The sequence below is a fragment of the Microbacterium sp. M28 genome (assembly GCF_025836995.1).
GTDB lineage: Bacteria > Actinomycetota > Actinomycetes > Actinomycetales > Microbacteriaceae > Microbacterium.
The window spans coordinates 2689518-2712831 of sequence record NZ_CP107546.1 but is presented as its reverse complement, the minus strand read 5'-3'; the positions used below and the strand labels follow the sequence as shown (position 1 = coordinate 2712831).

Annotated in this window: 18 protein-coding genes and 2 tRNA genes; 11 read left to right on the top strand and 9 right to left on the bottom strand. The window is 66.4% G+C overall.

Annotated features, from left to right (window positions below):
• Positions 1-125: 125 nt before the first annotated feature.
• Positions 126-1124: a LacI family DNA-binding transcriptional regulator gene (locus OED01_RS13225; RefSeq protein ID WP_264155747.1), complete on the bottom strand. Its 999-nt coding sequence runs from the start codon at positions 1122-1124 to the stop codon at positions 126-128.
• Between the two features lie 115 nt (positions 1125-1239).
• Between OED01_RS13225 and OED01_RS13220 the strand changes: the two genes are divergently transcribed.
• Entirely contained in the window at positions 1240-2268 is a 1029-nt protein-coding gene (locus OED01_RS13220; RefSeq protein WP_264155746.1) for a M24 family metallopeptidase, read from the top strand.
• A gap of 55 nt (positions 2269-2323) precedes the next feature.
• Here the strand turns inward: OED01_RS13220 and OED01_RS13215 are convergent, their stop codons facing one another.
• The 3 genes from OED01_RS13215 to OED01_RS13205 form a co-directional block, all read right to left on the bottom strand.
• Complete coding sequence (locus tag OED01_RS13215) at positions 2324-2629, bottom strand: hypothetical protein (protein WP_264155745.1); 306 nt, start codon at positions 2627-2629, stop codon at positions 2324-2326.
• Between the two features lie 164 nt (positions 2630-2793).
• Positions 2794-4695, bottom strand: coding sequence for a DUF6807 family protein (locus tag OED01_RS13210; RefSeq protein WP_264155744.1), 1902 nt, complete (start codon positions 4693-4695; stop codon positions 2794-2796).
• On the bottom strand, positions 4692-6032 hold the full coding sequence (locus OED01_RS13205) for a BNR repeat-containing protein (RefSeq protein WP_264155743.1): 1341 nt from the start codon (positions 6030-6032) through the stop codon (positions 4692-4694). The genes OED01_RS13210 and OED01_RS13205 overlap by 4 nt, the downstream gene beginning before the upstream one ends.
• 158 nt (positions 6033-6190) lie before the next feature.
• Here OED01_RS13205 and OED01_RS13200 point away from each other — a divergent pair.
• Positions 6191-6282 (top strand) — tRNA-Ser (locus tag OED01_RS13200).
• Positions 6283-6294: 12 nt separating this feature from the next.
• Here the strand turns inward: OED01_RS13200 and OED01_RS13195 are convergent.
• The 5 genes from OED01_RS13195 to OED01_RS13175 form a co-directional block, all read right to left on the bottom strand.
• Positions 6295-6699, bottom strand: coding sequence for a site-specific integrase (locus OED01_RS13195; protein WP_264155742.1), 405 nt, complete (start codon positions 6697-6699; stop codon positions 6295-6297).
• A 408-nt stretch (positions 6700-7107) separates the two neighbouring features.
• On the bottom strand, positions 7108-8889 hold the full coding sequence (locus tag OED01_RS13190) for a DUF5605 domain-containing protein (protein WP_264155741.1): 1782 nt from the start codon (positions 8887-8889) through the stop codon (positions 7108-7110).
• A 4-nt stretch (positions 8890-8893) separates the two neighbouring features.
• Complete coding sequence (locus OED01_RS13185; RefSeq protein WP_264155740.1) at positions 8894-9787, bottom strand: carbohydrate ABC transporter permease; 894 nt, start codon at positions 9785-9787, stop codon at positions 8894-8896.
• Positions 9784-10707, bottom strand: coding sequence for a carbohydrate ABC transporter permease (locus OED01_RS13180; protein ID WP_264155739.1), 924 nt, complete (start codon positions 10705-10707; stop codon positions 9784-9786). The genes OED01_RS13185 and OED01_RS13180 overlap by 4 nt, the downstream gene beginning before the upstream one ends.
• 56 nt (positions 10708-10763) lie before the next feature.
• Positions 10764-12032, bottom strand: a complete 1269-nt coding sequence (locus tag OED01_RS13175; RefSeq protein ID WP_264155738.1) for an ABC transporter substrate-binding protein — start codon at positions 12030-12032, stop codon at positions 10764-10766.
• A gap of 136 nt (positions 12033-12168) precedes the next feature.
• On the opposite strand from OED01_RS13175, the gene OED01_RS13170 reads away from it, so the two are divergent.
• The 9 genes from OED01_RS13170 to OED01_RS13130 all read left to right on the top strand — a co-directional run bounded on the left by OED01_RS13170 (position 12169) and on the right by OED01_RS13130 (position 23302).
• The gene (locus OED01_RS13170) at positions 12169-13332 is read left to right on the top strand and encodes a LacI family DNA-binding transcriptional regulator (RefSeq protein ID WP_264155737.1); all 1164 of its coding nucleotides are present in this window, start codon (positions 12169-12171) and stop codon (positions 13330-13332) included.
• A gap of 610 nt (positions 13333-13942) precedes the next feature.
• A tRNA-Ser gene (locus OED01_RS13165) sits at positions 13943-14037 on the top strand.
• Between the two features lie 105 nt (positions 14038-14142).
• Complete coding sequence (locus OED01_RS13160) at positions 14143-16275, top strand: glycoside hydrolase family 32 protein (RefSeq protein ID WP_264155736.1); 2133 nt, start codon at positions 14143-14145, stop codon at positions 16273-16275.
• A gap of 64 nt (positions 16276-16339) precedes the next feature.
• The gene (locus OED01_RS13155; protein WP_264155735.1) at positions 16340-17374 is read left to right on the top strand and encodes a LacI family DNA-binding transcriptional regulator; all 1035 of its coding nucleotides are present in this window, start codon (positions 16340-16342) and stop codon (positions 17372-17374) included.
• A 122-nt stretch (positions 17375-17496) separates the two neighbouring features.
• The gene (locus OED01_RS13150; RefSeq protein ID WP_264155734.1) at positions 17497-18339 is read left to right on the top strand and encodes an ABC transporter permease; all 843 of its coding nucleotides are present in this window, start codon (positions 17497-17499) and stop codon (positions 18337-18339) included.
• A 7-nt stretch (positions 18340-18346) separates the two neighbouring features.
• The gene (locus OED01_RS13145; RefSeq protein ID WP_264155733.1) at positions 18347-19324 is read left to right on the top strand and encodes a carbohydrate ABC transporter permease; all 978 of its coding nucleotides are present in this window, start codon (positions 18347-18349) and stop codon (positions 19322-19324) included.
• Positions 19325-19360: 36 nt separating this feature from the next.
• Positions 19361-20974, top strand: coding sequence for an ABC transporter substrate-binding protein (locus OED01_RS13140; RefSeq protein WP_264155732.1), 1614 nt, complete (start codon positions 19361-19363; stop codon positions 20972-20974).
• A 74-nt stretch (positions 20975-21048) separates the two neighbouring features.
• Positions 21049-22407, top strand: coding sequence for a glycoside hydrolase family 32 protein (locus tag OED01_RS13135; protein WP_264155731.1), 1359 nt, complete (start codon positions 21049-21051; stop codon positions 22405-22407).
• Positions 22385-23302 carry a carbohydrate kinase family protein gene (locus OED01_RS13130; protein ID WP_264155730.1) on the top strand — a complete coding sequence of 306 codons (918 nt, stop codon included), beginning with the start codon at positions 22385-22387 and terminating at the stop codon, positions 23300-23302. The genes OED01_RS13135 and OED01_RS13130 overlap by 23 nt, the downstream gene beginning before the upstream one ends.
• Positions 23303-23314 lie beyond the last annotated feature (12 nt).

The window sequence follows — 23314 nt, the reverse complement described above, 5'->3', positions numbered from 1 at the left end:
TCTCAACTGCTCAGGAAACGTTTTCTCGAGACTAGCACAGTGCTTGGGGCGCGAGACTTGGTTTGTGGGGTGAGACTTGGCCGAACCGGCAAAGTCTCACCCTGCAAGGTAAGTCTCGCGGAGAGTCAGGAGGGAGCTGCGGTGGTCTCCCGCACCACCAGCTCCGGCACGACCGTCGTCACGGCGACCGGCGCTCCATCCTCGAGCAGTTCGTGCATCGCCTGCCAGGCATGCGCACCGAGTTCGGCGGCCGGTACGGATGCCGTCGTCAGGGGAGGCGTGGCATTCGCGGCGAAGGGGATGTCGTCGAATCCGGCGATGGAGATCTTTCCCGGTACATCGACGCCGCGCGTGCGCAGGGCGGAGAGCAGTCCGAGGGCGACGAGGTCGTTGAACGCGAGGATGCCCGTCGCGCCCGAAGCGACCACCTGATCGGCCACCGCGACGCCGCTGTCGAAGTCGACGCCCGCGGGGATCTCGTCGACGCGCAGGTCCGCGATCCGCGCGACGGCCGCGGCGATCGCGTCCTGACGGGCTCGGTGCGACGCGCTGCGCTCCGAGCCGGCGAGGTAGGCGAGGTGGCGGTGGCCGAGGCATGTGAGGTGGTCGATGATCTCGCGCAGGCCGGCCCCGTAGTCCGCCGCGACCACAGGAGTGCCGGTCTGCGGCGCGCGGTTGATCACGACGGCAGGCGAGAGCTCGGGGAGCAGGGCCTGCAGCTCGTCCTCCGGCATGCGAGGGGCGCACAGGATGATGCCGTCTGTGCGCAGCCGTGTCGTCTTGGCGAGTGCGCGCTCGTTCTCCAGGTCCTCGATCGAGTCCGCGATCAGCACGTGATAGCCGTCCGTCGAGGCGGCCCGGCTGAGGCCGCGCAGGATCGCCTGATACGTCGGGTTCTCGAGATCCGGCACCACGACCGCCACGGTCTGGGTGCGACCGAGCACGAGGCTTCTGGCGAGGGGATTGGCGGTGTAACCGAGTTCGGCGGCCGCGGCCTTCACGCGCTCCACGAGGGCGGGGTCGACGGTCGGGTTGTCGTTCATGGCGCGCGACACCGTCGACAGGGAGACGCCGGCGAGCTTGGCGACGTCGGTGATCCGCGTCCGTGGTGTCGAACGGCTCATCGGCCAGCCCCTCTGTTCGCGTCGTCCACGCGGTGGCGCGAACCAGGCCATATTAGCCACTAGGGTGTGAGAAAACGTTTCCGGAGACCGGGTGGAGATCGCGATGGTGGGATCGATGAACGACCGCGAGGGCAAACAGGAGCGACTGGCGCGTGTGCGTTCGGCCGCGGGAGAGCCGCTGGTGCTGACCTCGCACGAAGCCGTGTCGTGGTACCTCGACGGCGTCCGCACGCATGTGTCCCTGGCCGGGCCTCCGGTTCTGGCCGTCAGGGTCGAAGATGCCGGCGACACGCTGTTCGTCGCCGCCAATGAGGCCGACCGGCTGATCGCGGAGGAACTGCTTCCCGCCGACGCCGATCGCGTCGTGCGCGTGGACTGGCAGATGCCGCCGGCCGACGCGGCGCTCGCCGCGGGATCGAGCGTGCCGGAGTCGGCCGTTGCCGCCGAGCTGCGGGCGGCACGGGCGTCGTTGCTGCCGGGGGAGCGCGATCGCTACCGGGCTCTCGGCCACGACGCGGCGGCCGTACTGACCGATGTCCTCTCGTCCGTCACCCCGAGCGACTCCGAGCAGACGGTCGCGGCATCCGTGGCGCAGGGACTCGTGGCCCGCGGCATCGACCCGCTCGTGATCCTCGTGTCCGGGGCCTCGCGGCTGGCGTTCCGGCATCCGCTCCCGACGTCGGCACACCTGGGCGAGCGGGCGATGGTCGTCGTGTGCGGGCGTCGGCATGGCCTGATCGCGAACATCACCCGCTGGGTCGGTGCGGATGCCGAGGACGAGCGCATCCTCGGCGTCGAGCGCGCCTTCCTCGACGCCTCGGTTCCCGGTCGTCCGCTCGATGTGGCGTTCGCCGAGGGCGCGGCGGCATACGCCGCGAACGGGTTCGCCGCGGACGAGTGGCAGCGGCATCACCAGGGCGGACCGACGGGTTACGCCGGCCGAGACCCGCGTGCGACGAGCGTGACGACCGATGCGCTCGCCGAATGGCAGGCGTTCGCCTGGAACCCGACCGCGCCTGGCGTCAAGGTCGAGGACACGCTGCTGCGCACGCCGGATGGCTGGGAAGTGCTCACGCTCGACGAGCGCTGGCCGACGGTCGCGTTCGGTGGCCTGAGCCGGCCGGTCGCGCTGCCCTTTGCCTGATCCGCCCGTCGCGGGCGATTCGCCGGGGACAAATCAGCGCCGAACCCGACCGCCGTCAGCGCCAGTTGTAGGTGAACGCCCATCCGAGGGCATCGAGCGCGGCCGCGCCGAGCTCGGGGTGGCGGGCCTTCATCACCCGCTCCACCTCATCTCCGCCCTCGGGAAGAGTGGTGTTCGACCAATCGATCTTGACGGCCAGGCACTCGTCCGTCAGTGAGACGACCGTCCTCACCAGCGCATCCGGATCGACATCCGCTTCCGCGGCGACGACGTGCACGGCATCCTCATCGTGCCGCGGGAAGGCCGACCTTCCTTTGCCCAGATAGGCCAGGACTGCCCGCTCCAGCGTCTGATCGTTCACGCGTTCCTCCAGAGATATCTCGTCCAGATCGCAGTTTCACACCGCGTCGGTTCACGTTCCATGCGGCCATGGTCGCCGTCGCATCGCTGTTCATCCTGCTCGTCGGGAAATCTGCGGGCACCGACCACGCGCACGCGATGGGGGAGAAGAACCCGCGCAGTTCGTCAGCCGAGCAGTGCGATGACGTCTGCGTCCGTCAGCCGACCGTCGGCGACGACGCCGCGGAAGGACAGCGTGACGGATTCGCCGGCTTCCAGGACGACGGGCTCCTCCCAGGCGAGCGCGGATCCGACACCGGGGTAGTCGGTCACCCGCACGAACCACGGTCGCTTCTCATCCGCCGCGAACGCGACGGTCGCCTCGCCGTCGGGGAAGCGTGCGCTGAACGCGATCCAGTCCGACACGCTGCCGTGCACGGCATCCTCTCCCGACGCATCCGCGGTGCGGACGTCGACCTCGGATGCTTCCGGGAAGCGCCACGAGAATCCGCCGTATCCGCCACCGGCGCGGCCGTGCGAGCCAGGGCTGCCCAATTCGATCCGGCCGGATGCCGCTTCGAGAGACGTCGTCGTCTGGAACGTCCACGCGCGGGCGTCGGAGGACGCGCGGAAACGCCACGTCGTCATCTCGCGCAGCAGCACGGTGCCGTCGGGGGCGAGCCAGTCGGCGGTGGACGTGAACCCTGACCGGGTGCGGTCGAACGACGTCGTCACGATGCGGCCGTGGTCGTCCAGCCAGCGATAGCCGCCGTCGCGCGTGTAGGTGGGGCCGCCCCAGAAGTTGACGCCACCCGCGTGCTGGATCGCCACCGAGACGCCGAGGTGCCAGTCGTGGTCGGCGGGGTGCGCGTCGGTGACGACGACGCCGCCGAGCGTGCGAACGGGGTGCAGGAACGGGCGAGGCCCCGAAGTCGGCGTGACGCCTGTACCCGAGTCCCGGACGGCGATCACACTGTCGCCCAGCGTCAGCTCCTCGGTCGCCCCGTCCGGACTCTCGGGGGCGAACGGCGCGCGCACTTCGCTGAACAGGGCGCCGGCGCGGGCCGTGCGCTGCACCCAGTCCGCGATGTCGTCGACGACGACCATGGTGTCGAGAGCGGTCATCGCGGCATCCGGGATCCGCACCGGGTCGGGCGCCGTGCGGACAGCCTCGAGGACCTCCATGTAGGCGCCGGTGTCGACGAGCGACGACAGCTGAGCGGCGCCGTGCTCGAGGTGATCCAGGAACTGCTCGAACAGCTCGATCCGTCCCGGCTCGGACGCGCGTCCGTCCGGGTAGGTGATGACGTCGTTCGTGTAGGAGAACAGTGCGTCGGTCGAGGGCGTCCGCACCTCGATCAGCGGCTCGTCCTGCGCGGCCCCCGCCAGAGTGAGGGCGGCGGACACGATCCGTCCGTCCGCCAGGGTGATCCGGGCGCTCGAGGTGTCGTCGGCTTCGATGTCGTTCGCGCGATAGAGCTCGAGCTCGATGCGGGCGATGTGCTCACGGCGGCGCGCGCCGGCGATGTGCAGTGCGGTCGCGACGGCGTGCGAGAGCGCGTTGGTGAGGACGCCGTCGACCACGGGCTGTCCGTCGAGAGTGCGCCTGCCCGCCCACGCCGACCGGTTCCAGTAGGTGAACTCGCGGCTCCAGTTCGCCCAGGTGGCGACGGAGGTCGCGTCACCGAGCTCGGCGAGCTCGGTGAGCGCGTGCGAACCGAAGCTCTGGAACCCGACCTGGATGCTGAGCCCGGTGCGCTCCTGCAACTCGAGCAGATCCGTGAACTGCTGCATGGTCGCGACCGGCGGCTTCTCGAGGTAGACGTGGCTGCCGTGCTCGAGCGCCTGCGCGGCCAGACCGAAGTGCGTGTTGGTCGGGGTCGCGACGATCACGACGTCGGGGCGGGTGCCGTCGGCGAGCGCGGCGTCCAGGGTCGGCCAGGACGGGACCTGCGAGCCGAATCCGTCCTCCGGGCCGCCCTTCGGGTCGGCGAGACCGATCAGCTCGACGCGGTCGCCGAGCCGTTCGAGGTTGCGGAGGTGGACGTGGCCGTAGCCGTGGGCTCCGACGAGGAAGACGGTGGTCATGCGGTTTCCTTCACAGAGTCATCTTCGTTCACAGTGTCTCCGCCGCTGCGCGGCAGATCGAGCAGCACGATCTCACAACGGTAGTGCTGGGAGGCGGTCATCTCACCGCGGAACCAGAGCAGTGCCGTGCGGCCGGGGTCGCCGGGGGCGACGATCGGGCGCAGGTTGTCCTGCGGGGAGTTCTCGGTGATCGGCGTCCACGACCAGGTGATACCGGCATCCGAGGTCCGGCCGTGGAAGATCTCGTGACGGGCGAGGCGGTCGCGGGTGCGAGGGTCGACCGGAGTCGAGATGTATACCGAGTCGACGTCGTACGGGTCGATGGCCGCGAGGCCGGTGTAGTCCTGCTCGTGAGGGAGCAGCCCCCCGCCTGCTTCGGCCAGCTCGACGAGCTGCCAGGCGTCGGCACATGGGGAGAGCCGGGCAGCGTAGAAGCGGATGTCGCGGACGGGGTGGTTGCGATCCGGATCGTCTTCGAGGTCGTCGTCGACGCGGGCGGTGAGGACAGCGGCGATCGTGCCGTCCGGCGCGCGCCGGATGTCGGTCGTCCAGGCGTGCATGCGGACGCCCTCGGGGCCGGCCGAGCCGGCGGCGAGCACGGTCGTCAGTTCGACCTGGGAGGGGGCGTCGTCGCTCGGCGCGGGGCGCGCGATGAGGGCGCCCGCGCTGTCGTGCAGAGCCCCGGCGGCGAGGTAGCCGTGGTAGATCGAGTTGTCGTAGTCGCGCGGGTGGTGATCCGTCGTGACGAAGTCGATGCGGTCACCGTCGGAGACGTAGCGGGTGTACCCGTTGACGTAACCGAGCTTGGGTCGGGTGAAGAGCTTGCCCGCATAGGTCCAGGTGTCGCCTTCGTCGTCCGACACCAGTGCGCATGGGTCGTCGTTGATGGCGCGGACGAAGCAGTACAGCCGGCCGTCGAGCTCGTGGAGGTTCGAGTAGGTGACGCCGCTGCCTCCGGTCAGCTCGCTCCAGTCGAAGGTGCGCTCCGGCCCCCAGCGGGTGGGGTCGTCCGATTCGCTGACGCGCCAGCGGGTCAGGTCGTCGGTCTTGTGCTTCGCGTAGACCGCGAGCCAGCGGCCGTCGCGGCGCCGCCAGAGGGCCGGCACGTCATGGTCGTCGGTCTCGAGGCGCTCGTGCAGGACGACGACCTGCGAGGTGCCGTGCGCGAGATCGGCGACGGTGAGTTCGATGTTGCCGGCGCGATCGTCGCCACCAGGGCCCTCCGGTGCCGGAACCGAGCCGACGACGAGGAGCTGTCGGACCGGGTCGACGAGGGCGCGTTCGTCCTGGAACCAGCACCAGGCTCCGTTGTCGTTGATGACGCGGGGTTCGGGCATGTCCTCTTCCGTTCCGATGATGTGGCGGCTGCGGCACGATCGTGGCGTCCTCGAGCATATCGGAAAGCGCTTACCCGAGGGGAGCCCGCCGGTGGTTCGTGGTGACTGTCGGGAGCGGTTATGATGGCATGACGCGTTCTCGCCACGGCGGGACGCATGGAGACGTCGCATAGTCAGGCCTAGTGCACCACCCTGCTAAGGTGGAGTCCCCTCACGGGGACCGAGGGTTCAAATCCCTCCGTCTCCGCCATTTATTTCCTGGTCAGAGGGTCAATCCTGATCCTGATGGATCTGGGCTCGCCTGAATCTGATCGGGATTCGCAGGCTTAGTGTCCGTGGAGTGTCCGGACTCACTCTGGCCGGTCTCCGCGATGGTGAGACGGCGGACGAAGTCGCGCCGTTGTCCTTCGCCGAGGATATGTGCGTAGATCTTCAGTACCGTGCGCGGATCGTCTCCCAGATACTCCGCAACTTCGTGAACGGGTGTTCCCAGGCGGAGCCAAGTCGATGCGGCGTAGTGGCGTAGCGCGTGACGACGGAAGCCCAGAGGAAACTTCCGCACGACGCCCACCCTCAACTGGCTGCCTAATTTGTTCGTGAACAAGTAGGCGTCGTTGCTTTTGCCTGATGCATGCTTCTCGTAGATCTCAACTGCTCGCGGCGACATCGGCACGAGCCGTATGCCCCGCCACGACTTGGGATCCTTCTCGTCGTAGCTGTCGGAATGCGAGCGAAGTACGGCGAGCTGTGTGAGTGGAGTCTTGACGAGCCAGCCGACCCGAGCAGCGCGCAACTCGCCCCACCGCAGGCCGGTCAGGGACTTGAACTCGTAGACGTCAGCGATGTCGTCCCGACGTTCGCGCAGTTCTCCGATCCGTGCCGTGAGGAGTTCGACCTAGCCGGATCGACGTCGACGTGCTGGACACCGCAGCGCTCATCGCAGGGACCGCGACGCTCATACCGACCGCGACCTGACAGTCCGCGTCACCGGTGGTCTCATTCGTTGAGATCGATGTCCCGCCACGGCGAAGAACGACCCGCAGGTCGAGTACCTGCGGGTCGTCTCGTGTCGAGGTTATGTAGTGGGCTGGTCGACGGCTTGGAAGCGCAAGGCCATGTAGGGACGGCCCGGCAGATCGATCGTGAATCGACCCGTGACGTGGCCGGGCAGGCGCTGGATGGTCATGTTCCAGGTGTCGATGACATCGACGGTGTATTCGGTCTCGGGGTCCCACAGGAATCGGCGGAACCGGGGCTGGTTGAAGCCGTAGTAGAACAGCATGTAACGGCCGGGGATCCCTGCGCTGGGGATGTCCCAGTCATGCGCTACAGGCTCCAACCCGAAGGGTGCCGCCTCCATGATTTTTCGCAGGAAGGCGATGCGCGCGGGGCTGGATCCGACGAGCTCTCCGCCCTTGGCCCACCAGATCTCGTCGTTCTCGCGTAGGTACGTTTCGCCATGGCCGACGTAGCCGCCACGGACGGCGCCTTCCCAGAAACGTCGCACCATTTCCTCGCCGGTGATATTGCCCCACCCCTGATCGAGGTCCCCCTCGTAGGCGCACTCATCGATCACGACGGGCTTGCCCCATGCTTGGCGCCACTGGTCGGTCATCTCTGCGGTCTTGTAGATATCGCGCCTCTGCACGCTCGCGTGCGTAATCCACTCACGGCTGTAGTCGTAGAAGTCGAAGCAGTTGTGAATCGAGAGCAAGTGCCCGGTCGGGTCGGACTCTTGCACGATGCTGGCGAAGCGCTCCCAGTCTGTCTCCGTTTTCGTAGGCAGCAGATCGTATTCGTTCGCGAGGGACCACCACACGTTCGCGAATCCGGCCAGTCGCGCCACTGCATATCGCAGGTAACGATCATCGGCTTGCAGCCCCATATCGGCGAAGCCCCACCGGTCGTACGGGTGGAAAAGGATGATGTCGGCTTCGATGCCCAGCGCATCCAACTGGGCGATCCGATGCTCCAGGTGCTCCCAGTATCGAAGGTCGAATCGTGCGAGATCGAATCCCGCGTCGGGGTCTCCGACGAATGGGTACAGTGCAGGCTCGTTCTCGTTGAACGCGTACGACTTGGGGAACACGCACATGCGAATCTTGTTGAAGGGTGCACTCGCCAACGTCGTGAGCGTGCGCTCCTCGAGCTCCCCGCCCTGATGCGTCCACGCATAGGCGGTCGTCCCAACGGGCGAGTACCGCGTGCCATCGGCGTGGGCGAAGTGGAAGCGATCCTGCACACGGACGGGGCCGCGCCCGGCGGCAGCAGAGGAGACCTCGAACTCGCCGCTGATGCCGTTCATGGAGCGTGCGTTGCTGACGCTCTCGAAGCGGTGCAGACCTGGATTCTCGGCCAGGAACCGCACCCGGTAGACGCCGTCACCGTCGTAGAAGCCTGGTACTTCCACGCGGCCCGACGGCGTGTCCATCTGCAGCGCGAGGGTGACATCCGTGAACGGGTTCCCGTGTTGCGGGCCTGCGAATACGACCTCGAAGCGTTCGAATCGGTGCAGTTCTCGCGGGTAGGTCACCGTGGCTGAGGCCGGGAGGCCCTCCGGGTCGTAGTTCTCTGGTGCGGCCGGCGACGCGGTGCGGATGGGTTCGGCCGGGCGGTCATCGCCCGGGACCTCAGACAACTCGAGGAACAGGGCGTCGATCGCGGCTTCGTCTTTCAGCGCTGGCGAGGTTTTGGCGACCAAGCGGAGCGAATGCCCGCCGAGTGTCAGACGGGAAGACAGACTCTGCAGCTCGGGCATGTGTCGTTCGAGAATTGCGCGTGCGTGGGGGTTGCGCATGAAGGAGTTCACAGACTCCTCGCCACTGACGGCGGTGGTGGGGGCAGGCAGGGGTGTCATTGGGTTATCCCTTCACAGATCCGGCAAAAGCACCGGAAACGAAATAGCGTTGAAAGAGCAGATACACGATCACGACAGGGATCACGGACATAAGAGTGAACGCATTGATCGGTCCGTATGAACTGGTGTATTGCGATTGGAAGCCCTGGATGGCCAGCGGAACCGTCCAGGAATCGGAACTCTGCAGGAGAACGAGGGCCATGCCGTACTCGTTCCATGTGGCCACGAAGTCCAGGATGAACAGTGCCGCCAGCGCGGGGCCGGAGAGCGGGAGGATGATCTGCCAGAACAGTCGGGCGTTCGAGGCTCCGTCGATCCGTGCGCTCTCGTCCAGTTCCTCGGGAATCTGCCGGAAGAATCCGTACAGGATGAAGATCTGATACGGGATGCCGAAGCCGATGTAGGGCAGGATCACACCAATGTGGGTGTTCAGCAGACCGAATGAGTTGATCACCTGGAACAGGGGAGCGATGGCTACCTGAACCGGCACCATCGCCCCCATCGCCACGGCTGCCAGCAACAGCCGGTTGCGACGGAATCTGATGCGTGCGATGGCGAACGCGGCGGCAGCAGAGATCAGCAGGCCGACGGGCACCTTCACCAGCGCGATGATGAGGCTGTTCAGTCCCACCCCGAGGAGGTTGCCGGACTCGATCGCTTCGGTGTAGTTCCCGAAGTCGGGATTCAGCGGTGGCAGGAACACGGGGGTACCGATCGCGTCCGCCTCGGTCTTCAGGGAAGTGAACAGAATGAAGACAAGCGGCATGATCCAGATGATCAGCGAGATCACCAACGCGATCCACAACCCGATGCGGATGTAGTTGGGTCGCTTCACCGGGCGGCTCATGGTCGCGTCCGTTTTCGAACGGCGCGGAGTGAGAGTCGATGTCGCGCTCATCTTTCGTCCTCCTGACGGCCAGTCCAGGCCAGATATGGCAGGACGACGGCGAGGGTCACGACCAGGAGCACCGTCGCGACGGCGCTGCCCGGTCCATATTCATGGTTGGTGAGTGATTGCTGGTAGGACCACAGCGCGAGCACCTGGGTCATCTGCGCAGGACCGCCTCCAGTCATGCCGACGATGAGATCGAACACTTTGATCGCGCCGATGAACGTGAGCACGAAGACGATCACCATCGTGGGGCGCAATGCAGGGAGGGTGACGTTGCGGAAGACCTGCCAGCTGTTGGCTCCGTCGATTCGAGCGGCATCGATGTGGTCCTTCTGCACAGATTGCAGTCCGGCGAGAAAGAGGACCATGTTGGTTCCGACGCTTTGCCAGACGAAGGCGATGAACACGGAGTAGAGGGCGAGGTTCTGGTCGCCCAGCCATTGCACGTCGGCTAGCCACGGCATGCCCAGCGCGTTTCCGATGCTGGCGCCGATGCCGTAGTTGGGGTTGTAGATCCAACGCCACATGTTCGCCACCGCGATCGAGGCGAGCACCCCGGGGATGTAGAACGCGGACCGGAACAAGTTGCGGCCGAACAGCGGTCGGTTCAGGGCTAGTGCGAGCAGCAGGCTTATCGACAAGGGGACGATCAGCGACAGCACGATCCAGATGACGGTGTTGCGGAACGCCGTCCAGAACACCGGATCCTGCGTGAAGATGCGCACGTAGTTGTCAAAGCCGACGAACACCTGAGGTGCGCCGACAAAGCCGGTCCATTCGAAGAAGGACAGCCGCACGGACTCGATCATTGGGCCGATGACGAAGATGATGTAAGCCACCAGCGCGGGAGCGAGGAAGGGTAGCGCAATCATGAATCGCGAGCGCCGCAGTGAACGCCGCGGCCTGGTCGGAGAAGAAATGGTCATGGGATCCCTCGTCTGTGACGACGTGGCCGGCGGGCGATGCCCGCCGGCCAGCGCTGTCACTGGTTATCGATGAACTTCTGCAGCTCGGCGCCCGCCTGCGACGGGTCCAGCTGATCGGTGGCGACCAGGTTCTGGATGCGCCAGTATTCGGTCGTCATCGCCAGAGACATGCCCTGATCGTTGAAGTAGTACAGACCCGTTGCTTCGTCGAACAGCGGGTTCCACTCCTTGTCGAGGCTGTCCTGCGTGGCTGGATCCACCGTCACAGCAGTGTTCACTGGACGTGAACCGACGATCTCGAGGTTGATCTCCTGCGGTTCCTCGCTGGTGAGATAGTCCAGGAACACGGCGGCCTCATCGGGATGCTTCGTTCCGGCGGAGACATACACGTTAGACGTGTCGCCGTACAGCTCTCCGCTCCCGGTGGGGAACAGGAAGACGCCGATCGTGCTCGTGTCGACATCGTTGGCACGCAGCATGTTGTTGAACCAGTTGCCCTCGATCACCATCGCGGCCTCGCCTGAATAAAACAGAGCATTCGCCTCCGAGTCGCTCAAGCTCGCCCACCCGCTGACAAGGTAATCCTGGGTCCAGGTATGGAACTCCTCGAATGTGTCGTCGACACAGGTCTCCGATGCCCAGTCGCCCTCGGCGGTGATCAGTGACCGGAACGTGTCAGGACCGCACTCGGTCATGAGGATGTTGTCCAGCAGCCTCATCAGATGCCAGTTGACCGTCCCGCCGAACTCGATGGGGGTGAAGCCCGCGTCCACGAGCTTGTCCGCAGCATCCACCAGCTCCTCGTACGTCGTGGGCGGCGCCTTGATACCCGCCTGAGCGAAGAGCTCCTTGTTGTAGAACACCGCTGCGCCAGCTTGACCATTGGGCACGCCGTCATAGCTGCCGTACTGCGTGACGCTCGCCATGCCGACGTCGCTGAAGCGGTCCTCCCAGCCGTACTCGTCGTAGTACCTCTTCAGATCGAGGCTCGCCCCTCCCTGGACGTACTCGCCGCCGATGCCCGGACCTGCCCAGGACCAGTACACATCCGGTGCAGCGGAGGTGCCCAGTGAGGTTCGCAGCGCCTCCTTGTGCCCATCCGTCGATCGCTCCTCGACCTGAATCTTGATCTCTGGGTGCGCCTTCTCGAAACCGGCCAGGACCTGCTCCCATGCTTGCTTCGACGCGTCATTGGTGTCCGCCAATTTCCAATAGGTGAGCGTGACCTGCCCGTCAGCGGCCTGATCCCCACCTGCGCATGCGCCCAGCGTTGTCGCGAGCAGAATAGTGCTCGCGGCCGCGGCCGCCTTTGTAATCCATCGCATCTCTGCTTCCCTTCACTGCATTGTGTGTGAGCGTGATCGTGTTGGGCTCGGCCTGCTGCTCAGCGCGCCGCCCAGAAGCCTATGTTAGCGTTTGCATATCTCGCGTCAAGCCCCGATTTCATGACCGTGGGAGACCATGCTCGTGGATTCCCGCCTGGTCGCGATGTCGCACGATGCCGGCTATGAGATCGCTATCATGATGGATACGATGAGGCTGAAAGGGGGCAGCGTGGCAGCCACGAAACAGAGCAAAGCGTCGACGACAGCGCGCCCGACTCTGAATGACGTTGGCCGGCTCGCAGGCGTCTCGGCACAGACGGTGTCGCGCTTCCTCACCGGCGCCTCTTACGTCGGCGCCGAAGCGGGGGAGCGCATCCAACAAGCGATCGACGCCCTCGGTTACCGCCCGAACCGGCTCGCGCGAGGGCTGCAGAATGGTCGCTCCGACATGGTCGGCGTCCTGACTGCCGCGCCACTCAACTACGGAGCGGCCGAGACGTTGGCGGGACTCAGTGCCGCAGCGCACGCCGCCGACGTCACCCTCATCACTGGACATCTCGATGTTGATGACCCCCAGTGGTCCGATGCAGGACGCATCCTGGAGCGCTTTCTGTCGATGCGCGTCGACGGAATAGTCGTCTCCGCGCGCATCGAAGGCCTCGAGTCCCTCCTGCAACAAACTGTGCGCAATGAAGTCCCGGTCCTCGCGATCACAGGCCGCCCCGTGCCCGGGACTGCTAACGCAGGCGCCGATTCGTATGCCGCGGGCCTGCTGGTAATGGAACACCTGCTGAGCCTCGGTCACCAGCGGATCGCGTTCCTGGCCGGTCCGCGAGAGAGCACCGAATCGCAAGAACGCGAGCGGGCGTACTTTGACGCGATGGCGACCGCGGGTGGAACAGTTCTGCCCATCATGATCGGTGGCGGTTGGACCGGCGCAGCCGGATACGAAGCAGGCCTGCGCGCCGACTTCTCTGCGTTCACGGCGGTCTACGCTGCGGACGATGAACTTGCGCTCGGGTTCTCCGCGGCCGCGCGCAGCAGAGGTCTCAGCGCGCCCGGAGACTTCTCGCTCGTCGGCATCGACGACATGCCACAGTCGCGCTACTTCGCGCCTCCGCTGACCACCGCGCGGATGGACTTCGACGCGCTCGGCCGGCGCGCGTTCGGTGCGCTCCGAGAACTCATCGACTCCGGAGGCGGGGACCACGTCGTGGTTACCCCCAAGCTCGTCATCCGCGAATCAACCTCCGCGCCTTCGTCCGTTTCGCTTTCCGCCGCGAAACAAAGTACGGCTTGAGCCCCGTTGCAGCGGTCATAGCGCTGCAACAGAGCGGCCGGAGAAATGGGGGGCGATGGATCTCGGCCATCTTGTCAGGAGTCACGATCAGACCGAGATTTGTCGAGGCGTCTCCCTTCAACCTGTGCGCCGGAGAGAAGGATGTGGTGCTTCTGTCCGACCGTGCTCCGGGGAGGAGGGGCACGTATTCCGATCGGGGAGCCGGAGCCCTTCCGGGCACACACCTTAGATCCACGTAGGCCGAGATCGTGACGTCGCCGAGTGACTAGATTCCATCGCGTTTGTGCGACCCGTCGGCTGCCAGTAGTTACCGGAGATGTGTCTTTTCCGCGAACCGGTGGCCTCAAGACGTTGAGAATCGCATGATAGCCCGCCCGCATCGTCAAGTCGGAGCATCCCATCGAGATTCGCTACCGCATGAGCGAATGCCATGGACGCTTCCTGCAACTGGTTTCGCGAAGTGTCCGGATAGTGTCCGGAGTATCCGGAGTATCCGGAGTTTATTGATTCTGGCGTGTGCGGGGATCCGTGAGTGCCTGACGGCACTGTCGCTGCATTGCTCTGATGCGCGGAATCTCGCGGATCCGACGTGCTCTCTGATGAAGTGGGCGGCGGAGCTCGCGCACTCGGTTGGACGATGCACCACCCTGCTAAGGTGGAGTCCCCTCACGGGGACCGAGGGTTCAAATCCCTCCGTCTCCGCCACGAGAATCGCGCTCCGGGACGAAGTCCGGGGGCGCGATTCGTTTTGCTGCTAACATCGTCGGTTATACGATTAACGCTCTCGATCCACGAACACGAAAGCCGACGATGATCTTCGACCTCAGCTTCACCGGCAACCCCGTGACCGTCGTCGATGCGGCGCGCGGATCCGCATCGATCGTCATCGACGCGCCTGCCGCGCAGCGCAGGACGCTCGGGAAGCCGCGCCGCGGCCGCACCACGGGGGAATCCGCCCTGTATCTGGACGGCTGGTCCACTTGGGTGGAGCATCGGGGCCGAACGTACGAGGACGTCGAGGTCCGGCTGTCGGCCTGGTTCGCGCCGCGGGCGATCGCGAGCGGGGACTCGCGCGGCTTCACCGCGCTGATCGACGCGACCGACGTCGAGCGCGGAGTCGCCCTCGGCCATGTCCGGTCTGGACGCATCGCTGCCATCATCGGCGGTGAGCTTCTGGTCGGAGAACGGATGCTCGACAGGGACCGTTGGCACCACCTCGTCCTGGAAGTGAACGGTGGGGCGTCGCGCCTCTTCCTCGACGGCATCGCCGCAGGCGAGGTCGCGTTCCGGCCTCGAACGGTCTCCCTCCCGTCGCTCGTGCGGATTGGGCGAACGGGCGAGGCTCCGCTCGTCGACGACCTGTTCCGGCGCGGTGCGGCGAACGGACTCCTCGCCAGGGCGTCGGTGGCACTCCTCCAGGCGAACGGCGCGGGTGACGTGCCGACCGCGGATCCGGCGGCCGGCACCGTCGGTTCACGCGCCGAGACGGCTCCGGACAGATCCCGCTTCGCGGATGACCCGCACCGCCCGATCGCACACGTCACGGCCCCGCAGGGCTGGATGAACGAGCCGCATGCGGCCATCGAGGTGGCGGGGACCCATCATCTCTTCTCGCAGCACAACCCGGTCGGTCCGTACTGGGGTGACATCGCGTGGGCGCACGCGGTCAGCGAGGACCTCGCGCACTGGCGGGACGAGCCGATCGCGCTCGCACCCGCGGACACGATCGTCGCGCCGGACGGGATCTGGAGCGGCAGCTCGGTCACGGGCGCCGACGGCGAGCACCTGCTCTTCTTCACGGCAGGCGACATGTCCGCGAAGCCGGATCAGTCGGTGGCGGTCGCCAGACCCGACGGTGCGGGTTGGAAGGCAGACGAGGTCCCTGTGCTCCGCATGCCGGCGAGTGTGCCCGGCCGCACCGAGTCGTTGGTGGACGGCCAGTTCCGAGACCCGTTCGTGTGGCGGGAGGGCGAGGCATGGTTCATGCTCGTCGGGGCCGGCCTCGAGGGGTTGGGCGGGGCGGCCCTGCTGTTCGACTCGAGCGACGGGCGGGAATGGCGGCAGTGCGAGCCGCTGCTGGTCGGCGATGTGGGGCGGTTCCCCGCGACGGGAGTGATGTGGGAGCTGCCCGTCCTGCTCCCTGTCGGCATCGGCGCGGACGGTCGCACCCGGCATGCGCTGTTCGTCGCACCCTGGTGGGCGGGGACGAGCGAGCATCATCTGCAGCACGTCTGGCACTGGGTCGGCGTCTGGAGCGCCGCCGAGCGCCGTTTCGTCCCTGACCATGCCGAGCCCCGCGAGTTCGACGGCGGTGGGCATCTGACCGGGCCGAGCGGCACGCTCCTGAGCGACGGGCGTTCGATCCTCTGGACGATCGCCCAGGACAAGCGCAGCGGCGAGGAGTTCGCCGCGACGGGGTGGGCGCACAATGCGGGCTGGCCGCTCGAGCTCGGTCTGCACAGCGACGGAGGGCTCTCGGTGAGGCCGGTCGCCGAACTGCGGTCGCTGCGCGAACCGCAGCTCGCTCCGGCCGCGGGCGACGAGCTCGCCCGCGGCCGTCATCTCGATATCGAGCTCGAAATCACCGGAGCACAGTTCGAGATGGAGGTCCTTCGCAACGCGGACGGCAGCGAGAGCACGGTGCTCGGCGTCACCGGTTCGGAGGTCTGGATCGATCGGAGTCGGAGCAGCCACGCGCCCGAGCATCGGGAGGGTCTTCGGGGGATCGCCAGGCCCGACAGCGCGACCGTGCGGGCGCGCGTCGTGGTGGACGGATCGATGATCGAGTTCTACGTCGACGACCGGGTCGCACTCACCTCTCGCGCCTACCCGGTGTCGCCGGATGCCCAGGGTGTACGGGTGCGGATCGGGGCGGACTCGCGCCTCGAACGATGCGAGATCCACCCGCTTCACTCGGCGTATGCGCCGGCCGACCCGGAATGAGTTGCACAGGTCCGGACACGGTGATAATGTCCGTTATACGATTAACGACCAAGGGTGGTGAGCAATGGCGCGCAAAGCGACGGCGACGATGAAACAGGTCGCCGAACGTGCGGGCGTGTCCCAGGCCACCGTCTCGCTCGTTCTGAATAACGTCGGCGGCAACCGCGTCAACGAGAGCACCCGGCAGCGCGTGCTCGACACCGTCGATGAACTGGGTTACCGGACGAACGCCTTCGCCAAATCGCTGCGCAGCGGCGAGTCCGGGATGATCGGCTTCATCTCGGATGAGGTCGCCAGTTCTCCCTTCGCCGGTCGCCTGCTCAAGGGTGCGCAACTGCTGGCGTGGGAGACGGGCAACGTGATCCTGAGTGTCGACACCTTCAACGAGCCCGACCTCGAGGCCGCGGCCATCGACATGATGCTCTCGTACCGGGTCAAGGGTGTCGTGTACGCGTCGATGTACCACCGCGTGCTCGACCTGCCGGCCGGCCTGGATGCCGTGCCGACGGTCGTGGTCAACGCGCAGGAGCGCTCGCGACGCGTCGCGAGCGTCTTCCCCGACGAGGAAGGCGGCGGCTACGCGGCCACCCGCCCGTTGATCGAAGCAGGACATACGCGCATCGCGATGATCAACATCCAGCCGGAGGACAGTGATCTGCCGGCCGGCCTCGGGCGACTCGCGGGGTATCGCCGCGCCCTCGCGGAAGCGGGCATCGCGGAGGACCCGGAGCTCATCCGCTACGGCGGTGGCATCGTCGAGGACGGCCTCGCGCTGACGCTCGACCTGTTCGACCTCGATGCGCCGCCGACCGCGATCTTCTGCGGCAACGACCGCACGGCGTGGGGTGCCTATCGTGCGCTCGAGTCGCGCGGACTGCGCGTCCCCGAGGACTGCTCCATCGTGGGCTTCGACAATCACGAGATGCTCGCTCCCATCCTCGATCCAGGGCTCAGCACCATCGAGCTTCCCTACGAGCAGATGGCCCGAACCGGCATCCAACTCCTCCTGTCGGGAATCGGGCAGGAGCCGACGTCCAATCCGATCGAGTGCGTACCGATCCTGCGGGGATCGATCGCCGATGCGAAGGTGCATGCATGACAACTTCAGCCCCCGCCGAAACCGAACGTCCCGAGGGTCCGCCTGCGCGCGCGGGACGCGTGCGCTCGCACCTGCGACGTGCTTTGCGTTCTTGGCAGTTATACGTATTACTTGCTCCCGCGGTGATCTACATCATCGTGTTCAAGTACTGGCCGATGTACGGCGCGCAGATCGCGTTCCGCGACTACAACCCGGCGCTCGGGTTCACGGGCAGCCCGTGGGTCGGTCTCGAGCACTTCGTCCGATTCGTCAACTCGTTCCAGTTCGGGCGCCTGATCGAGAACACCCTCACCGTGAACGCGCTCGGACTGCTGATCGCCTTCCCCGTTCCGATCGTCCTCGCGCTGGTCGTCAACCAGCTCTCCAGTCCGCGGTTCAAGAGGTTCACCCAGACCGTCCTGTACGCGCCGTCGTTCATCTCCGTCGTCGTCGTGGTCGGCATGATCTTCCTGCTGTTCTCGCCGCGGGCGGGGATCATCAACAACGCCATCGTCGCCTTCGGCGGCGACCCGGTCTTCTTCATGGGCTCGCCCGACTGGTTCCGGCCCCTCTACATCGGATCGGACATCTGGCAGACGGCCGGGTTCTCCATGATCGTGTACCTCGCGGCGCTGACCGCGATCGACCCGGCGCTGCACGAGGCGGCGAGAGTCGACGGCGCGAGCAAGTGGCAGCGCATCCGCCACATCGACATCCCCGGGATCATGCCGGTCATCACCATCCTGTTCATCCTGGCGATCGGCAACCTCTTCAATCTGGGCTTCGAGAAGGTGCTGCTCATGCAGACCGACCTGAACCTGCCGACATCCGAGGTCATCCAGACCTACGTCTACAAGATCGGTCTCCAGCAGGCGCAGTTCAGCTACTCGGCCGCCATCGGCCTGTTCAACTCCCTGATCAACCTCGTCCTGCTGCTGACCTTCAACTGGGTCGCGAAGCGAGCCGGGCAATCGACCCTTTGGTGATGACGCCATGACCGACACGCTCTCCGCACCCACGGCATCCGACGTGCCGCCCCGTCCTGCAGCGGCCGACGCGCGGCGACGCCCGACCGCTCGCGGTCGCTGGCGCGACCGCGCCGCCGACCCGGTGTTCAACTTCTTCGCGATCGGGATGCTGATCGTCGCGATCGTCGCGATCCTCTACCCGCTGTACTTCATCGTGATCGCCTCGGTCAGCGAGCCGTCCGAGATCCTCAACGGCAACGTGTGGCTCTGGCCGCGGGGCTTCACGCTCGAGGGCTATGCGCGCATCTTCTCCGACTCGACCATCATCCGCGGATTCGCGAACTCCGTCCTCTACACCGTCCTCGGAACGGCGATCAGCGTCGCGGTCATCCTCTGCGGTGCGTATGCGCTGTCGCGGAAGGACCTCTACGGCCGCACCTTCTTCATGCTGCTGTTCATCATCACGATGTTCATCGACGGCGGTCTCATCGCCCGCTACCTCGTGGTCCGCGACCTGGGCATGCTCGACACCATCTGGGCGATCGTGCTGCCAGGAGCCGTCGGGGTCTGGAATCTGATCATCGCCCGCGCCTTCTTCGAGAACAACGTCCCAGCGGAGTTGCGCGAAGCGGCTCAGCTGGACGGAGCCAACGACTTCCGCTTCTTCTTCCGGATCGTGCTCCCGCTGTCGAAGCCGCTCATCTTCCTGATGATCATGATCCACCTCGTGGCGAACTGGAACGCGTTCTTCGACGCCCTCATCTTCCTGAACGACGAGAGCAAATATCCGCTTCAGCTCGTACTGCGCAACGTTCTCATCCAGTCCGAGGTGTCCTCGGCAGGCGGCACTGGGGCGCTCGACTCGTACGCGGCCGCCCAGCGCCTCGGCGAGTTGATCAAGTACGGCATGATCGTCGTCTCCACGGTCCCGCTGCTGATCGTCCTGCCCTTCATGCAGAAGCACTTCACTCAGGGGGCGCTCCTCGGCGCCGTCAAGAGCTGACCGTCCGATCACCCACCCCCAACCAGAAAGCACACCATGAGACACCGCCGTTTCCTTATCGCTTCCGCCACCGTCGTGACTGGCGCACTGCTGCTCGCCGGCTGCACCGGGAGCGACACCGCCGCCGAGATCGAGGACAAGTCGGGCGACTTCGGGTTCAACGAAGAAGGCCTGCCGATCGTCGACGAGACCCTCACGCTGACCTTCGGCGGGACCAAGGCACCGCTGGCACCGGAGTTCTCCGAGATGGAGCTCGTCCAGCAGTGGGAGGCCGATACCAACATCGCCATCGAATGGGAGAACCTCCCCGATCAGGTCTACGCCGAGAAGAAGAACCTCATGCTCGCCAGCGGCGACCTGCCGGATGTGCTCTTCAACACGGGGCTGTCGGATGCCGAGATCGTGGAGAACGGCAGCAACGGCACGCTGCTGCCGCTCGAGGACCTGATCGCCGAGCACGCGCCCACGCTCACCGCGATCCTCGACGAGCGTCCCGACATCCGCGCAGCCATCACGGCTTCGGACGGGCACATCTACTCGCTGCCCAACGTGGAGGAGCTCGGAATCGTCCAGTACCCGAACTTCCTCTACATCAACACGGCCTGGCTGGATGCGGTCGGCCTGCCGATGCCCACCACGATCGACGAGTACCGCGAGGCGCTGACGGCGTTCAAGACGCAGGACCCCAACGGCAACGGCATCGCCGACGAGATCCCGCTCTCGTTCCGCACGGACTCGTTCTGCGCCAACCCGCACGATCTGATCGCGGCGCTCGGCGGGCAGCCGGAGAACAACGACCACCGCATCGTCCGCGATGACACCGTCGAGTTCACCGCTGACACCGACGGGTACAAGGCCGGCGTCTCCGCGCTCGGCGAGTGGTATGCCGACGGCCTGATCGACCCGGAGTCGTTCTCCCAGGACGACACGGCCTACCTCGCCAAGAACAAGGCCGCCACGCCGATCCTCGGGTCGTTCTTCTGGTGGGAGCTGAAGGAGATGGTCGGCGACGAGCGGGTGGGCGACTACGCGCTGCTCGGCATCCTGGAGGGCACGGACGGCGAGAAGCTGGCCAGCGTCTCGAACTACCCGGAGGTGAGTCGAGGTGCGATGGCGATCACCCGCTCGAACGAGTACCCGGCGGCCACCATGCGCTGGGCCGACCGTCTGTTCGACCCGGTGATGTCGGCTCAGACGAGCTGGGGCCCGATCGGTGTCACCCTCGAGGAGGATGCCGAGGGCGTCCTCGTCCAGATCCCCGTCGCACCCGGAGAGTCCGAGGGCGAGCGCCGCCAGGCCGTCGCCCCTGGCGGCCCCCGGATCGTGACCGCCCAGGACTTCGAGACCGTCGTCGCACCAGAACCCCGCGCCAAGGAGCGCCAGGACCTCGTCGCGGAGTACTATGCGCCGTACCAGGCCAACGACGGCTACCCGCCGGTGCTGCTGTCCAACGAGGAGCTGGAGCAGGTCTCGTTCGCGACGACCGACATCAACACTCTCGTCAAGGAGAAGTTCGCCGCGTGGATCGTGGACGGCACGATCGACAGCGAGTGGGACGCATACGTCTCCCAGCTCGAATCGCTCGGGGTCGACGACGTCATCGCCACGTACCAGCAGGCATACGACCGCTTCCAGGAGGGCGGCGAGTAGTCCTCGCGGGTGGGGAGGGTCGCACGATCCTCCCCACCCCGCCCCCGTTCCGCCATCGACACACAGGAAAGTCCGTGACACCTCTCCCCACCGCCCACATCGCCTCACTGCGCCCGGCAGTCCACTTCACCGCGAAGGACTCCTGGCTCAACGATCCGAACGGACTGCTGTACCACGACGGCACCTATCACCTCTTCTTCCAGAACAACCCGCTCGACAGCACCTGGGGGAACATCTCGTGGGGGCATGCGACCTCGACGGACCTCGTCTCCTGGGTCGAGCAGGACGTCGCCATCCCGTGGACCGAGGACGAGATGGCGTTCTCGGGCAGCGCCGTCGTCGACGTGCGCAACACCGCGGGATTCGCGGGACCGGGCGAGACCGCCATGGTCGCGATCTACACGAGCTCGAAGCCGGGTTCGCAGTCGCAGGCGCTGGCGTTCAGCGTGGACGACGGCGCGACGTGGAGCCGCTACGAGGGCAATCCGGTGCTCGACATCGGCTCGAGCGAGTTCCGCGACCCGAAGGTGTTCTGGTACGGCGGGGACGACGGGCACTGGGTCATGGTCGTCGTCGAGGCCGTCGCGCGACGCGTCGCGATCTACACCTCGCCCGACCTGCTCGAGTGGACGTTCGTCTCGCACTTCGGACCCGCCCACGCGACAGGGGGAGTCTGGGAGTGCCCCGACCTCTTCCCGATCGCGGTCGACGGCGAGGACCGCATGCGGTGGGTGATGGTCGTCAGTCTGAACCCTGGTGGGATCGCCGGAGGCTCCGGCGCGCAGTACTTCGTCGGCGACTTCGACGGCACGACGTTCACGCCGGAGCGCCTGGTGAATTCGACCGACCCGCGGGACTTCGACTGGCTCGATTACGGCCGGGACTACTACGCCGCCGTCTCGTTCAACCACGCACCCGACGGACGACGGTTGATGATCGGATGGGCCAGCAACTGGGACTACGCCAACGAGACGCCCACCGCACCGTGGCGATCCGCCATGTCGCTCGTGCGCGAGATGCGCCTCGTGCGAAGCGCGGACGACCGGCTCCGCCTGGCGCAGCGGCCGGTCCTGCCGAAGGACCGGCAGGACCTCACGGTCTTCGAGCTCTCCGTGCCCGCGGCCCCTGGAGACCGACACGCCGTCGTGCTGTCCGGCGCGGACGACGAACGTCTCGTGCTCACGGTCGACGGCGCCGAGCGCAGCATCACCTGCGACCGGACGGCCAGCGGGGCGACGGCCTTCCACGACGGGTTCCCCTCGGTCGATCGGGCTCCGCTGCCTCCCGAAGCGGCAGACAGCGTCGACCTGATGATCGTGGTCGACGCGACGATCGTCGAGATCTACGTCGCCGACGGCCTGGTCACCATGACCGAGCAGGTCTTCCCGTCCGAGCCCTACCGGCACCTCCATGTCGACGCGCTCCCCGCGTAGCGTGGGGGAGGAGCCGGCACCGGATCTGCAGGTCCTCGTCGTCGGCGAGGCGCTCGTGGACATCGTCGAGCGCGACGGCGAGACCGTCGAGCACGTCGGAGGCAGCCCGGCGAACGTCGCGCTCGGCCTCGGGCGGCGCGGACTCGCCGTCGGTCTGCTCACGCAACTCGCCGACGATGTGCGCGGTCGTGCGATCGTCGAACACCTCACGGCGTCCGGCGTCGAGGTGCTGCCGGAGTCGATGACGGCCGCGGCGACGTCGACGGCCAGGGCTCTGATCGGAGCGGACGGTCAGGCGGAGTACGAGTTCGACATCGAGTGGAGTGCTCTCCCTGATCCGCGTGGCCCGGCACCTCGGGTCCTGCACGCGGGCTCGATCGCAGCCTTCCTCGCGCCGGGCGCGGAGTCGGTGCGACAGATGCTGAGCCGATCCACGGCGCAGGAGATCACGTTCGATCCCAACATCCGACCGGCGCTCCTGGGTGCGCACGCCACGGTGTTCGACGACTACGAGGCCACGGCTCGCCTGGCGAGCGTGGTCAAGATGAGCGATCAGGATGCCGCCTGGCTGTACCCGGGTGCGACGGTCGACCAGGTCGTCGATCGGGTGCTCGAACTGGGCCCGAGGCTGGTCGCGATCACCTCGGGCGCGGAGGGTGCGATCATCGCCTCGCCGGCCCACCGTGCGCGGATCCCTGCCGTGCGGGTCGACCTGGTCGACACGATCGGTGCGGGGGACACCTTCATGTCGTCGTTGGTGTCTTCCGTCCTCGCGCACGGCAGCGCCGGGCTCGGCCTCTCCGACCTGCGGCGGATCGGCGCATCGGCGGTTCGCGCAGCGGCCATCACCGTCTCCCGCGCCGGTGCCGACCTGCCGTGGCGATCCGAGCTCTGACCCGCGCTCCGG